At 60.8% G+C, this 14,672-nt stretch carries 11 protein-coding genes and 1 tRNA gene; 8 read left to right on the top strand and 4 right to left on the bottom strand.

Translation table 11 applies throughout. The features are described from left to right. Window positions 1-79: 79 nt before the first annotated feature. Window positions 80-1,279 (bottom strand): MraY family glycosyltransferase, encoded by a 1,200-nt coding sequence (locus DXC18_RS07475; protein ID WP_117716820.1) that lies wholly within the window; start codon window positions 1,277-1,279, stop codon window positions 80-82. A gap of 526 nt (window positions 1,280-1,805) precedes the next feature. On the opposite strand from DXC18_RS07475, the gene DXC18_RS07480 reads away from it, so the two are divergent. From DXC18_RS07480 to proB, 5 genes are all read left to right on the top strand, one after another. Then, entirely contained in the window at window positions 1,806-2,744 is a 939-nt protein-coding gene (locus tag DXC18_RS07480) for a radical SAM protein (protein ID WP_117716821.1), read from the top strand. Between the two features lie 227 nt (window positions 2,745-2,971). After that, window positions 2,972-3,044: transfer RNA gene (locus DXC18_RS07485), tRNA-Ala, on the top strand. A 64-nt stretch (window positions 3,045-3,108) separates the two neighbouring features. After that, a complete protein-coding gene (locus DXC18_RS07490; protein ID WP_117716822.1) occupies window positions 3,109-3,561 on the top strand; it encodes a hypothetical protein in 453 nt (150 codons plus the stop codon). Between the two features lie 84 nt (window positions 3,562-3,645). After that, complete coding sequence (locus tag DXC18_RS07495) at window positions 3,646-5,151, top strand: nicotinate phosphoribosyltransferase (protein WP_117655692.1); 1,506 nt, start codon at window positions 3,646-3,648, stop codon at window positions 5,149-5,151. Window positions 5,152-5,230: 79 nt separating this feature from the next. Further along, complete coding sequence (gene proB / locus DXC18_RS07500) at window positions 5,231-6,358, top strand: glutamate 5-kinase (protein ID WP_089572036.1); 1,128 nt, start codon at window positions 5,231-5,233, stop codon at window positions 6,356-6,358. A gap of 101 nt (window positions 6,359-6,459) precedes the next feature. Here proB and DXC18_RS07505 read toward each other — a convergent pair whose 3' ends face one another. Next, window positions 6,460-7,878 (bottom strand): alpha/beta fold hydrolase, encoded by a 1,419-nt coding sequence (locus DXC18_RS07505; RefSeq protein WP_117716823.1) that lies wholly within the window; start codon window positions 7,876-7,878, stop codon window positions 6,460-6,462. A 112-nt stretch (window positions 7,879-7,990) separates the two neighbouring features. On the opposite strand from DXC18_RS07505, the gene DXC18_RS07510 reads away from it, so the two are divergent. Together DXC18_RS07510 and DXC18_RS07515 are read left to right on the top strand one after the other, a co-directional pair. After that, complete coding sequence (locus DXC18_RS07510; protein WP_117655690.1) at window positions 7,991-9,277, top strand: glutamate-5-semialdehyde dehydrogenase; 1,287 nt, start codon at window positions 7,991-7,993, stop codon at window positions 9,275-9,277. Window positions 9,278-9,448: 171 nt separating this feature from the next. Beyond that, on the top strand, window positions 9,449-10,048 hold the full coding sequence (locus tag DXC18_RS07515) for an HD domain-containing protein (RefSeq protein ID WP_117583747.1): 600 nt from the start codon (window positions 9,449-9,451) through the stop codon (window positions 10,046-10,048). 170 nt (window positions 10,049-10,218) lie between these two features. Here the strand turns inward: DXC18_RS07515 and DXC18_RS07520 are convergent, their stop codons facing one another. Next, a complete protein-coding gene (locus DXC18_RS07520) occupies window positions 10,219-10,977 on the bottom strand; it encodes a transposase (protein WP_158552035.1) in 759 nt (252 codons plus the stop codon). A gap of 356 nt (window positions 10,978-11,333) precedes the next feature. Further along, the gene (locus DXC18_RS07525; RefSeq protein WP_089572030.1) at window positions 11,334-11,819 is read right to left on the bottom strand and encodes a CarD family transcriptional regulator; all 486 of its coding nucleotides are present in this window, start codon (window positions 11,817-11,819) and stop codon (window positions 11,334-11,336) included. Window positions 11,820-12,161: 342 nt separating this feature from the next. On the opposite strand from DXC18_RS07525, the gene argS reads away from it, so the two are divergent. Next, the gene (gene argS, locus DXC18_RS07530; RefSeq protein WP_117716824.1) at window positions 12,162-14,015 is read left to right on the top strand and encodes an arginine--tRNA ligase; all 1,854 of its coding nucleotides are present in this window, start codon (window positions 12,162-12,164) and stop codon (window positions 14,013-14,015) included. Window positions 14,016-14,672: the final 657 nt, after the last annotated feature.

Consider the following 14,672-nt stretch of genomic DNA (forward strand, 5'->3'; position numbering starts at 1 on the left):
GCGTGGTGCGGCTTGTGCGATGGGCGCGGCGCGGCCGCGCTTGGCCAACGGTGCCTTGGCACATCCTCGGCAGCTTGCCCTAGAGCTTGTGGTGGCGCTCTTCTTTGCGCTCCTCGGCTGCCTGCTCCTCCTGCTTAAAGGCGGGGTCGTCGGGGGTGACGAGCTCGTCCTCGTGCGTGCGCTTGTTGTAATGGTGGCGTAGCACGGGTTCAAACAGGTGCAGGTGCTTGGCGAAGGCCGCCGAGCCAATGGCGAGCACGGTAAAGATGAGCACACGCATGGGCACTTCGACCTGGTTAATCGCGGCGGCGCCGGCCGAAAGCATGATGCACCAGGCATAGATGAGCAGCACGGCCTGTTTTTGGTTGTAGCCTTCTTGGATTAGGCGGTGGTGGATGTGGCCCTTGTCGGCCTGCCCAATGCTAATGTGGGCGCGCCTGCGGCGCACGATGGCGCTAAACGTGTCGATGATGGGCACGCCGGCAACGATGAGCGGGATGATAAGCGAGGTGAGCGCGGCGGTGCGGCTCACGTTGAGCAGCGAGATGGAGCCCAGTGCAAAGCCCAGAAGCAGCGACCCCGAGTCGCCCAAGAAGATGCTTGCGGGGTTGAAGTTGTAGCGCAAAAAGGCCAGGCAGGCGCCAAAGAGCGCAATGGAGAGCGCGGCGGCGTCGATGCGGCCCGAGAGAACGGCCATCGAAAACATGGTGAACGAGGCGATGCCGCAGATGCCCGTGGCCAAGCCGTCGAGGCCGTCGATGAGGTTAATGATGTTGGTGAATGCCACCAGATAGATTACGGTGATGGGGTAGGCGAGCCACCCGAGCATGATTTCGCCGGGGGCAAACGGGTTGACGATGACGCCGATCCGCAGGCCGCCGATACAGGCGATGAGCGCGGCGAGGACCTGCCCGGCCAGCTTTTGCTTGGGCTTGAGTTGGAAGACGTCATCGATAGCGCCGGTCGCAAAGATGACGGTAAAGGAGAGCGCCAGCATGGGATAGCTAATGTGAAGGCGCGGGTGCGGCACCAGGACGGGTGGCCAGCCTAGGTGCCAGGTGCCTAGGATTTGCACAATGCAGGCAACGACCAGGCCCAAAAACACCGCCGTTCCGCCCAAACGCGGGATGGGCTTTGTGTTGATGCGGCGCTTAGAAGGATAGTCGACGGCATCGAGCTTAATTGCCAAGCGCTTGACCAGGGGCACCGCGAGGAAGGTCGTGATAAAGGCCGCCGCTGCCACGCATAGGTACGGTATGTAGCTCGGGGATGAAGCCATGAATCTAAAAACCGCCAAGCGTCGAAGGAAAAGGTCAGAAGAACGCCATGCGCAAAGGGCATAGCCGAACCATAATACTCGACCAAGGGGGGTGCATGTAATTGCACGCAGCGATAATCACGCGCTTACCAGATATTGGGATGTTGTCGATGGCTTGTCGGGATGCCGACGGGGATCCATATGAACCGTGATGGTGATTTTCGGCAAAAGAAAACCACCCCCCACGTTACGAAAATGAACCCACCTAAAACAGGTGGGTGCCCTCATCGACTGTTCCAGCGTCCTTAACAACGAAGGATACCTGTACTAGGTACGACTGTGTGGGCTCCCTAAATAAACGCGACGGTTCACCCAGTTGCTCCGCGGGGGGCGGAATACCTACATCATAAAGCGGCACTTTATCGATTCCAGTCTTGACATTACAAAAATCGTGTCGGACGATTACGGCGCCTTGGGGCTCGAGCCGTCTACGCGGCCTGGCCCTTTACGTTTGAGCTGCTGAATCGTTGTTTTGGAGCATGTTTTTATGCCGACGTCGTTGACCGAACTTTTTTCGCCCGCCTGCCATTTGTGTCCCCGCCGTTGCGGTGCGGCGCGCGATGAGGGCGTGCGCGGCGTATGCGGTGCTAACGACACGCTCAGGGTGGCCCGCGCGGCGCTTCATATGTGGGAGGAGCCGCCTATCTCGGGCGAGGCCGGTTCGGGCACGATCTTCTTTAGCGGCTGCTCGCTTAAATGTATCTACTGCCAGAACCACGAGATCTCGACCGGCAATTTTGGCCTTGAGATTTCGCCTGAGCGTCTGGTCGAGATTATGCTGGAACTGCAGGACCAGGGAGCCAACAACATCAACCTGGTGACTGCGACGCATTATGCTCACCTGCTGCCGGCCGCGATTGCCGCAGCGAGGGAGCGCGGGCTGGACATCCCGATCGTTTACAACACGAGCGGCTATGAGCGGGCGAGTGCCGTAGCTGCCCTGGGTGACCTGGTCGATGTGTGGCTCACCGACTTTAAATATGCCGATGCCGGGCTTGCGCAGTCGCTTTCTCATATTAAGGATTACCCGCGCGTGGCCGTGTCGGGCCTGGCACAGATGGCGTGCGAGATCGAGCGCCGCGGGGGAGAGCTGGTGGACGAGGACGGGCTCATGAAGCGCGGTATCATCGTGCGCCACCTGGTGCTGCCGGGGCATGCGGACGATTCGTGCCGCGTGCTGGACCTGGTGTGGCAGACGGTGGGCGACGTGCCGATTTCGGTTATGAACCAGTACACGCCCAATGCACTCATGCGCGAGCAGGGCGGCGAGTTGGCCCGTGCCGTAACGCGCGAGGAGTACGAGCAGGTGCTCGACCATGCCGACGACCTGGGCTTTACGACGATGTTTTGGCAAGAGGGCGGCGCGGTAGACGAGAGCTTTACCCCGGCGTTTGACACCACCGGTGTTCTTACCAGCGCAAAGTAGCTCTGCTGAGTAGTCTTTTTGGGACGGGGCTTTTTTAGCCCCAGCAGAGAGCGCACACGTTTTGGCCGATTAACGGCAGGGGCAGCTAAAAAGCCCCGTCCCAAAAAGACTACTCTCGGCAGGGGTCGAGCCGGCATCTGAAAGTAGCTAAAATAGCCCCGCCCCAAAAAGACTGGTTATTGGGCGTTGACAGTTGGCGAGCCGTAGGTAAAATATCGACTTGTCCTGGGGACGTAGCTCAGTTGGGAGAGCGCTGCCGTCGCATGGCAGAGGCCGAGGGTTCGACTCCCTTCGTCTCCACCCTTGGATTTGATAAGCCGCTGACATTGTGTCGGCGGCTTTTTTTAAAAGAAAGGGCTGTACCATGGCCGAGCTTGAGTCCCAACCATTGTCCGACGAGGAGCGCGCTGAGTTGGAAGAGCTCCGCGCTGAGAAGGCACGCCGCGAGGCTCGGGAAGAGGCCCGTCGCGAGCGTGAGGAGCTGGCTGCCCTGCGTGCCGAGCGTGCGAAGGCCGAGGAGGTCGCCGCGAACGCCGCACCCGCACCGGCGCCCGCGCCAAAGCCCGCTGCCGCGAAGCCTGCACCTGCCGCGCCCAAACCTCAGCCTAAAAAGGCCGCTCGTTCCAAGTCCGTCGAGCCCAAGCCGAGCCGTGACGAGATGACCTTTGCCCAGCGCATGGTTACCTCCAAGGAGCCTACGGGCGAGAACGAGATCCCTGGCATGGCGCCGGCTCAAAAAATCATCATTGTCCTTGCCCTCATCGCGTTTGTCATCTTTATGGGCTACACGATCCTGACCAGCATGGGCCTGCTCTAACCGATTTACATCGGGCGTCATGTCCGAACACTCTGCCCTTGTCCAACCCTCAACCTCTGCACAACGCATCCGAAAGGTCGCCCCATGGCTTTGACCGATATCTCTCATCCCACCGACATCGCAATGCTTACCGATCTGTACGAGCTCACTATGGCCCAGGGCCTGTGGGAGAGCGGCAAGGCCAATGAGCAGGGTTGTTTTACCGCGTTTTACCGCGACCATCCCTTTGGTAGCGCCTATGCCGTCATGTGCGGTACCGCCGAGCTGCCCGAGCTGGTCGAGAACCTGCGCTTTACGCCCGAGGACATCGACTACCTCGCCTCGCTCCAGGCCCCGGCCGGCGGCGCGATGTTCAAGCCTGAATTCCTCGACTACCTGCGCGATTTTCGTGCGCATGTAAACATCGACGCCGTCCCCGAGGGCGAGCTCGTCTTTCCGCGTGAGCCCATGGTGCGCGTTACCGGCCCCGCGCTGGAGTGCCAGCTGCTCGAGACGGCGCTGCTCAACATCGTCGGCTTCCAGACGCTTGTCGCCACCAAGACGGCGCGCGTGGTGCTGGCGGCGGACGGCCGTCCCGTGGCCGAGTTTGGCCTGCGCCGCGCCCAGGGTCCCGATGGCGGCCTGGCCGTCGCGCGCGCGAGCTACGTTGCCGGCTGTTCCTCTACGTCCAATGTGCTCGCCGGCCGCCGCTACGGTATTCCCGTCTTTGGCACGCATGCGCACAGCTGGGTGATGAGCTTCGATTCCGAGCTCGAGGCCTTCCGTGCCTTTGCCAAGTCGAGCCCCAAGAACTGTACGCTGCTCATCGACACCTACGATGTGCGCGAGGGCTGCGAGCATGCCATTACGGTTGCCAAGGAGATGGAGGCGGTGGGCGAGCGCCTGTCGGCTATTCGCATCGACTCGGGCGACCTCGCCAAGCTCTCCAAATATGTGCGTGGCCGTTTTGATGCCGAGGGCCTGCCCTATGTAGGGATCTCGGTTTCCAACGATCTGGACGAGTACACGATTCAGTCGCTGCTCGATCAGGGTGCGCCCATCGATAGCTTTGGTGTGGGTACCAAGCTCGCGACCTGCTACGACCAGCCGGCGCTTGGCGGTGTGTATAAGCTTTCCGCCCGCCGTGCGAGCGAGACGGATCCGTGGACGCCGGTGGTTAAGCTCTCCGAGCAGCCCTACAAGCGCACGATCCCGGGTGTGCAGCGCGTGCGCCGTTATTACGACGGCTTTGGCGGCCCGATCTGCGACATGATCTATGACGAGGATCATCTGTCTGGGGAGGGCGCCGCGCGCGGTAATACCCTCGTGGCCGTGAACGATGCTGCGCTGGTGACCGATGTGTCCGAGCTCGAGTATCGCGAGCTGCTGGCGCCGATCGTGCGCGATGGCAGCGCCGTTGCCCCGCGCGAGAGCATTGAGGACGCACGCGAGCGTTGCACCTGGGCACTGGACCATCTGGATCCGGTCTACAAGCGCTTCCTGTACCCGCAGACTTATGTGGTGGGCATGGAGCAGGGCTTGGCACAGGTGCGCGACGAGCTTGTGCGCAAGAACATGGCCGCGGCTTCTGCCTTTCCCTGGGCTCACTAATTCCTTGGGCGGTAGGGGCGAGTCACGCTTCCTTGGCCGCCAGCTCGGCCGTTCGCTGAACAGTTGATTGGTTTGACGTATGACGACTTCTTATAAAACGATGGTGGTAAAGATCGGTTCGTCCACGGTGGTGGGCGCCGACGGCAAGGTCAACCGCGCCTTTATCGGCGGGCTTGCCGACCAGGCCGCAGCGCTGCGCGAGCTTGGCTGGCGCCTGATCGTGGTGAGCTCGGGCGCCATTGCCTGCGGCTATCCCGTGCTGGGCTTCGACCGTAAGCCGGTCGGCGACCTGCCGAGCCTGCAGGCCTGCGCCTCGGCCGGTCAGTGCATCATCTCGTCGGCCTACGACGAGGAGTTCCATGCGCGCGACCTGCTCACCTCGCTCGTGTTGCTCACGCGTCACGACACGGCGCGCCGCACGTCCTACCTGCACGCGCGCGACGCCCTGCTTCGCCTGGTGGAGCTCGGCGTGGTGCCGGTCGTCAACGAGAACGATACCGTCACCGTCGATGAGATCAAGTTTGGCGACAACGACACGCTGGCGGCGCTTGTGAGCTGCCTGGTTTCTGCCGATCTGTGCGTGACGCTCTCGGACATCGATGGCCTCTACACCGCCAATCCGCATGAGGATCCGACGGCCGAGTTTATCCCGGTCGTGCATAAGATCGATGCCAAGATTATCGCCTCGGCGGGCGATTCTTCCACATCGGTGGGTACGGGCGGCATGATCACCAAGATTCGCGCGAGCCGCATTCTCATGACGGCGGGCATTCAAAGCGTGATTTGCTCGGGCGAGGAGCCCGATGCGCTCGTGCGTCTGGCCCGCGGCGAGAGCGTGGGTACGCTGTTCGATCCGCCGGCGGAGCGCCTGGACATTGCGCCGCGCAAGTTGTGGATTGCACTGGGCGACAAGGCGCACGGCTCGGTGACGGTCGATGACGGCGCCGCGAAGGCGCTGGTCAGCCGCGGATCGTCGCTGCTCGCGGTGGGTATTCGCGAGGTCGATGGCCAGTTTGCCGAGGGCGATGTGCTCGACGTGTGCGACCCGAGCGGCATGGTTGTCGCCCGTGGTATCGCCGAGGCCGATTCGGACGTGCTGGAGCTTGCCGCCGGCCGCCGCCAGGACCAGATTGCCAGCAACCGCCTGCTCGCAGACCTGGCCGAGAAGCCCGCGATCCATAGGGACAACTTGATAGTGTTTGCATAAAGAGAGGCAGCGCTGCGGCTCGTTTTGCCAGCAGTGCTGCCTCTCCTTTTCCGGCACTTGGGGACGTTCCTTATGTGCCGGCACTTTGGGACACTCCTTTGCTAGAAGATCTGGCGCAGGTCTCCGCGGTTGAGGGCTTCGTCGAAGAGGTGCTTGAACACCACGCTGCCGTGCAAGCCGTCGTGCTCGAACTCGTTGGTCACCCAGGCATGCGAGTTGCCCACGCGGCTGAGCGTATCGAGCTGCATGCCCGAGTCCACGTACATGTCATCGAAGTACACCGCGGCCTGCAGGGGCACCTCGTTGCACGCCAGGCGCTGCGGGTCATAGATCTTGTCCCAGCTGGTGTCTTCCATCAGCAGGTCCATGGCGGGCTTGAAGGGCTTGAGCTCGGGCATCTGCTCGAACATCCACGGGAACATGGCCTCGCCGGTAAACATGAGCGGGCGCGCGAGGGTGTCGAACTCGGCGTGGTGTGCCTTCTCTTCAGCTGCGGCCCAGCCAATGGGCATAGTGTCACCGTCGGCGTATATGAACTCCTGCAGCGTCCAGTACAGCGGATTCGTGCGCGTGTTGGTGCGCTCGAAGGCGCGCATCAAAAAGCTGTCGGATACCGAGGAGCCGCAGCTCAGCGTACCGTCGCCTGTAACAAACGCGTGATCGATAATCCAATGCATGCTCTCAAAGCTCGGCTTCATGCCAAAGTCGCTGCCCATGAGTTGTAGGCGCTCGACCGTCATTGGCGAGCCGTCGGGCAGCACGGGCTTCTGAGCCTCGAGCGCATCGGCCAGGGCTGCCACGCGCTCGACATCGGCGGGGTAACGGTCGTAATACTGCTGCGTCTTGGCGGCCATGCGCGGGAAGGTGTGCGCGTAGACCTCGCTGGCGCTCGCCGGCACGTGCGGAATGCCGCCGCAGGTAAAGCTTGCCGCCACGCCCTCGGGGAAGAGCGACAGATAGCTCAACGTCAAAAAGCCGCCGTAGCTCTGCCCCAGTGTGACCCAGGGCTTGCCGCCAAAGCCCACCAGGCGCAGGTACTCAAAATCGCGCACGATGGAGCTGGCGAGGTGACGCTTGAGGAAGTCCGCCTGCGAGCGGGCCGCATCGGAGCCTGCCGCCTCGGCGCGCTCGCCCAGTGCGGCAATCGTGCGCCCGTCTACACAGCTACTGCGTCCGGTGCCGCGCTGGTCGGGCAGCACGACGCGGAAATGCTTGACGGCCTCTTCGATCCAGCCATCGCTTGTGGGCGACAGCGGACGCGGGCTCTCGCCACCGGGGCCACCCTGCAAAAAGAGAAGGAGCGGCAGGTCGTCGTTGATGCGGTCGGGTGCGCAAACCACGCGGTAGAAGAGCTTGATGCTCTCGGGCGCACCGGCGATGGGTGTCGGTATAGCGCCGCGGCGCATGGTGCTGCCGACGGCCAGGAGCATCGGCTCCAGGCCGCGCCAGTCGAGGGGGACGTCGATGCTGTGGTCCTCGACATACAGGCCGGGGACGTGGTACGAAGTGATGAGGGCCATGTGAGTCTTCCGTTCGTTGCGGTGTTTCGGGTTGACCAATTCTACCGCCGCGGGCGAGGCCATGCGCAAATCGGCTACCATGGTTGCAAACTTCTAGGAGAAAGGGCCGCCCATGTCGGTCGATATAGCCACGTATGTCCACGATCTTGCCGTTGCCGCCAAGGCAGCGTCGGCCTCGCTTGCCACGGCGAGCGATGAACAGCGCCAGGAGGCCGTGCGCGCCATGGCCGCGGCGCTGCGCGACGGCGTCGACTCCATCGTCGCCGCCAACGAGCTCGATATGTCCGCTGCGCGCGATGCGGGTACCTCGGCCGGACTGCTCGATCGTCTGCTGCTGACGCCCGAGCGCGTCGAGGGCATGGCCGCCGGCCTGGAAAAGCTCGCCGAGCTGCCCGATCCCGTGGGCCGCGTGCTCGACCACCGCGTGCTTGCAAGCGGCGTGGACCTGACCCGTGTGAGTGTGCCGCTGGGCCTGGTCGCCATGGTTTACGAGGCGCGTCCCAACGTGACGGCCGACGCCGCGGGCATCTGCATCCGTACCGGCAACGCCTGCATTCTGCGCGGCGGCTCGCTGGCCTATCACTCGTGTGCCATGATTTCTGAGCTGCTGGCCGATGCGCTCGAGGCCAAGGGCTTCCCGCGCGAGGCCGTGTCGATGATCGAGTCCACCGACCGCGAGGCCACTGGCGAGCTCATGAAGCTCCGCGGTGTTGTCGACGTACTCATTCCGCGCGGCGGTGCAGGCCTGATCCAGCGCTGCGTGCGCGAGTCGCTCGTTCCGGTGATCGAGACGGGCACGGGTAACTGCCACATCTACGTGCATGAATCCGCCGACTTCGATAAAGCGCTCAATATTATCGTCAACGCTAAGACGCAGCGCGTGGGCGTGTGCAATGCCGCCGAGTCGCTGCTGGTCGACCGTGCCGTGGCCGATGCGTTTTTGCCTGCGGTCGTGGCCGTGCTGCATGACCACGGCGTGCTCATTCACGGCGACGAGGCCACGTGCGCCGCATGCGCCGACACCGGGCTTGCCGAGGGCGATGACTACGTTGCCGCGACTGAGGAGGACTGGGGTCGCGAGTATCTGGCGCTCGAGATGAGCGTGAAGGTCGTGGCGAACGAGGACGAGGCCATCGCGCACATCAACCGCTACGGCACGATGCACTCCGAGGCCATCGTTGCAGAGGACACGGATGCTTGCGAGCGCTTCCTGGACGAGGTCGATGCCTCGGCCGTGTATGCCAACGCCAGCACGCGCTTTACCGACGGCGGCGAGTTTGGCCTGGGCGCCGAGATTGGCATCTCGACCCAAAAGCTCCACGCCCGCGGCCCCTTTGCCGCCGAGGCCCTCACCACCTACAAATACAAGCTCCGCGGCACCGGCCAGGTCCGCCCCTAAACCTACCAAAAAGGGACAGGTTTATTTTGGCAGGTTTTATCTGCGGTTTTGCCGGGCGACACGTTCGCCCGGCTTTTTTCTCCGCATAACTTTTTTGCCTTTCGGCTTGAGCCGCGGCGATATACGATAGTGACACCGTGTCCTAACATCGACTCACCTGGAGGTATTGCCATGTCCCAGACGCTCACCGCCGGAATCACCCGCGACCGCGCATTCGAACTGCTCAACGAGCACAACAAGGACCCGTTTCACATTACCCATGGCGAGACGGTTGAGGGCACCATGCGCTACTTTGCGCGCGAGTTCGACCCCGAGAACGAGGAGTTTTGGGGCATCGTCGGCCTGCTGCACGACTTGGATTGGGAGGAGCATGAGGACGACCCCATGAACCACACCATCTATACTGCCGAGATTCTTAAGGGTGAAGGTGCGTCTCCCGAGCTCATTCGCGCCATCCAGACGCACACGTCGGACTTCAACACCTCGCTGCCCAAACCCGAGCTGCAGATGGAAAAGATCCTGTTTGCCTGCGATGAGCTCACCGGCCTGATCGGCGCCGCCGTCATCATGCGCCCGAGCAAGAGCGTTATGGACTTTACGACCAAGTCGCTCAAGAAGAAGTTCAAGGACAAGCGCTTTGCCGCCGGCTGCTCGCGCGACGTGATTTCGCAGGGCGCCCTGATGCTCGGCTGGGAGCTCCCCGAGCTCTTTGACCGCACCATCGCGGCCATGCAGTCCTTCGCGCCCGACCGCGACACCTTCCAGGCCTAACCTGCCAAAAAGGGACAGGTTTATTTTGGTAGGTTTTATCTGGGAAAACGCTTCCGTTGGATGTTATTCAGCGGAAGCGTTTTCTGTTTGACATGGTGAAGCTGGCGAATGGCGGCGCCTCGCGGCAGACAGCTGCGCTTCGCCGTATCCGTAACTCGGCAAACGCGACGCTACGACGCGTTCTTGATAATCCATGTTCCCAGTCCGGTCAGCAGCTGAACCTGCTTAATCGTTAGCCCTTGTTTTCGAAGCGCGAGAATCGCCTCATTGCGAAGTGGCTTGGAGGCGGATTTGAGTTCCGTCGGAGCACATCCTGCGACACTCTGCACGATTGCCGTGCCAAATTCGCATAGATCTTCCTCGCGAACCTTGGCTGTTGCGCTGGGGCGATAGGGAAGCGACGGCGTACTTTCCATGAGCCGAAGGTATGAGCGAGGTGTTGGGAATATAACACCGACAACGCTGCCGGTAACATGCGGCCGTGACCTGGCACTCATGAGATACTCGCGATGGCTGCTCCAGGGATATTCGTCGTATGCTGCCAGTCCCGCTTTTTGTGGATTCAAATGAATGTATCGAATTGCCTCGAGTAAATATACTTCTGACTTAATGGGCGAATCCCAAAACCGCTCCTGAAACACGTGGCCGATATGCCCCGTCCGCGCATTGTACCTGCCCGCATACGATACGGCTATCGCATGCATCGCGTCGCTCTTGCGGTCGTCCGGATCGTCGATGAGCAGATGAATGTGGTTTCCCATAAGGCACCAAGCGATAAGCTCGATATTGTGTTTGGGGAGGATCGCATCGAGGATCTGAAGCATGGCGATTCGGTCCTCGGCATCGTCAAACAGCAATTGCCCTCCGTTTCCACGCAACGTGATGTGGAAATAACCGGTTGGTGACTTTGAACGAGGTTTTCTCGGCATGGCCCCTCCTTTAGCTTGGATGGGCTGAAGATACCTCATTCGGGGGCTTCGGTTGTCGAGATTCAGTTCACCGACTATAGCTGCTACCTGCCGAAATATAATTGCGTTTTCAAATTGATGCTTTTTAATGGTAATTGAGTAAGACGGGCGCGCTTGTTGTGGATGCGGGCGTTGGTTACGTCGATCTGGACGGCCCTCGCGTGATGTCATCGCAAATGGGCTTCACGCATTTTTGCGGCGATAGAAAAATGGTCGGGCGCTCTTAAACAAAACGGAGCACCCGACCATTTACTGATTGTTTGTTGATGTTTGGCCAGATAGAACCTGCCAAAATAAACCTGTCCCTTTTTGGCAGGTTAGTTGAGGGCGGCTTGGGCTAGGCGGGCTTCGGCGGCCTCCTCGGTGACGCCCAATGCCACGGCGAACTCCTCGATGGAGCGGCGCTTGGCTTCCTTGAGTACACGCATATAGTAAGAGCTGGGCTTTTTATCGGCTTCCTCGGCCTGGCGAATGCGGTGCATCATGGTCTTTGCCACGCGGACCGTCTCGGGCGCGCCCAGCTTGAGCTGCTGCTTAAAGTGTGTCTCTTCAAGCGAGCTGTTGCGCTCGGTAAAGGTGTCGCACTCCAGCTCGTCATAGTGGCTCAGCAGATGCTCGGCATCTTGCTGAGAGATGGCGGCATGCAGACGGTCGGCCTGCGCCACGGGGTACATAAGGATCGTCTGCGCATGCCCCTGCTTGGCCTCGAGCAACAACATGGGCTGCGGCGTGTCGTCCCTAAAACCGACGACGGTGCAGACTCCCTGACCCGGATGAATGACGTGTTGACCGATTGAGAACATGCTACCTCCAACTTATACGAATTTACGTATGTCTAGAATAACACGCTGACGTGCGCAAATCCTCGCTTTATGCAGGAAAAGCACACAACTCTGATAGGTAAGAGTATTCGATAAAAGACACAGCTCATTCACACCTTTATGCATTTTCAACGCGTGCATAATCTGCAGGCAGACTGGCATCTTTGAGTGACTCCATACAAGCTGTAGTCAATTTTGTGCATATGCAATTTCGATTGGCTTTACCCTGCGACAGTGTCCCTCGCTTGTGATAGAGTGCTACAAACTCTGGCTTTTGCCCTACGAGTGACCAAGAGCTCGGGGGCTTTAACACAAGGAGGATCTATGCCCGAGAAGATTGAAGAGCTGGTACGCGCTGCGCTTGCTGCGGCCCAGGAGGCCGGCGACCTTTCCGCATTTGAACTTGACGATTGCGCTATCGAGCGACCGGCTGACACTTCTCATGGCGAGTGGACCTCCACCATGGCCCTGAAGTCCGCCAAGCTGGCTCACTGCGCCCCGCGCAAGATCGCCGAGGCCATCGTTGCCCATATGCCCGAGGACCCCGCGATTGAGAAGGTTGAGATCGCAGGCCCCGGCTTCATCAACTTCTACCTCTCCGTTGCCGTCAAGAATGCCATCTTTGGCGAGGCTCGCGAGAAGGGCATGGACTTCGCTAAGTCCAACGTCGGTGGTGGCCTGAAGACCCAGGTCGAGTTCGTTTCCGCCAACCCCGTCGGCCCCATGCACATCGGTCACGGCCGCTGGGCCGCGCTGGGCGATTCGCTCTGCCGTGTTATGGACCACGCCGGTTACGACATCCAGCGTGAGTTCTACATCAACGACCACGGCTCTCAGATGAACACCTTCGGCAACTCCATCAGCACGCGCTATATGCAGCTTGCCGACATCATCGCCAAGCAGGGCGTGGATATCGACGAGGCTCACAAGCTGCTGATTGCCGACCGCGACGCCTTTGTTGCCGACGAGAACGACGAGCACCCCGAGACCCATCCGTATCAGGACAACTTTGCCGAGACCCTGGGCAAGGACTCCTACGGCGGCGACTACATCATCGACGAGGCCGCCGAGTTCTGGCGCACCGACGGCGACAAGTGGGTCGACGCCGATCCGCAGGAGCGCATGGAGAGCTTCCGCGAGCGCGGCTACGTAAAGATGGTCGACAACATGCGCGACCTCTGCCACGCCGTCAACTGCGACTTCGATCGTTGGTACTCCGAGCGTTCGCTGTACGTGAAGGACACCGAGGGCGAGACCGCCGGTACCTCTGCCGTCGACCGCGCTTTTGAGAAGCTCGACAAGATGGGCTACCTCTACACCAAGGACGGCGCCCTGTGGTTCCGCTCCACCGACCTGGGCGATGACAAGGACCGCGTCCTGATCAAGTCCGATGGCGAGTACACCTACTTCGCCTCCGATGTTGCCTATCACTGGGATAAGTTCCAGCGCGTCGACCACGTCATCGACATCTGGGGCGCCGACCACCACGGCTACATCGAGCGCGTCCGCTGCGTCTGTGACGCTCTTGGCTATCCCGGCAAGTTTGAGGTTCTGCTGGGCCAGCTCGTCAACCTGCTGCGCAACGGCAAGCCCGTCCGTATGTCCAAGCGCAAGGGCACCATGGTGACCCTGCAGGAACTCGTCGACGAGGTCGGCTCCGACGCCGCTCGCTACACGCTCATCTCCAAGAGCTCCAACCAGATGGTCGACTTCGACATCGAGGCCGTCAAGAAGCGCGACAACTCCAACCCGGTGTACTACGTGCAGTACGCTCACGCTCGCGTGTGCTCCATCCTGCGCCGTGCCGCCGACGTTACTGCCGAGCAGGCCGCCGAGATGGGCATGAAGGCCGTCGCCGCCAAGGCCATCGGTGAGAACGTCGATTACTCGCTGCTGACCGACCCGACCGAGCTCGCCCTGTCGCGTAAGCTCAACGAGCTCACCGACCTGATTGCCAGCTGCGCTCGCGATCGCGCCCCGTTCCGCCTGACGCACTTTGCCGAGGAGCTCGCCGGCGACTTCCACAGCTTCTACGCCGCCTGCCAGGTTCTGCCGAGCGAGGGCCGTCCCGTCGACCCCGAGCTCTCGCGCGCCCGTCTGGCCGCCTGCGACGCCGTCCGCGTGACGCTCGCCCTGGTGCTTACCCTCGTTGGCGTTTCCGCGCCCGAGCAGATGTAATCTGCGGGTCATTTGACCGTGTAGGTTCGGCTTTGCTGAACCCTATAAGCCCGATCTCCATGCGGAGGTCGGGCTTTTTTCGTTTGGCGGGGCTTTTAGGCGTGTTGGAAAATGCTACCAAATCGCAACTATACCGGTTTACGGGGCTGAATCGCTGCCTGGCGACCATAGCGACAGCAGTGAAAATAAAACCGCAGCTAGACGGTTTATTGTTTCTTGAAAATGCAGGGTATGGTTGGCTTGCAGCATTCTGGCCCCGTAATCCGGCGTAGTTTTGAAAATTGTCCCTTGGGGACGGAGGAAAATGGATCATTTTTGTCTCGCGGAGGGGTGGCGGGATACCGTCCGCCGCGAATCGTGCTCATCTCCTACGTTTGGACGCATATCCCGAACCATGCCGAAAAGTACGATATTAAAACCGCAGGTAGCAGACTCGTTGTTTATGAAAAAAACAAGGGTATGGTCAGGGGCTCGGGTGCAAACGTAGTAGATGGGCGCGATTCGTGGCGCGGCTATTCCGGGTGCCACGGCTTCACTCCTCTGGCGCGACATTTCAAGGCGCTTTTGAGGAGGAGTGTCCCTGATGACTGGGCGTTTAAGAACGTCCAATGACTAAGTTGCAGGTGGTTGCGGTTGTGTTACACTAACGCTGCGTAT

It is taken from the genome of Collinsella sp. OM08-14AT, assembly GCF_003438115.1.
In the GTDB taxonomy this organism is placed as follows: Bacteria; Actinomycetota; Coriobacteriia; order Coriobacteriales; family Coriobacteriaceae; genus Collinsella.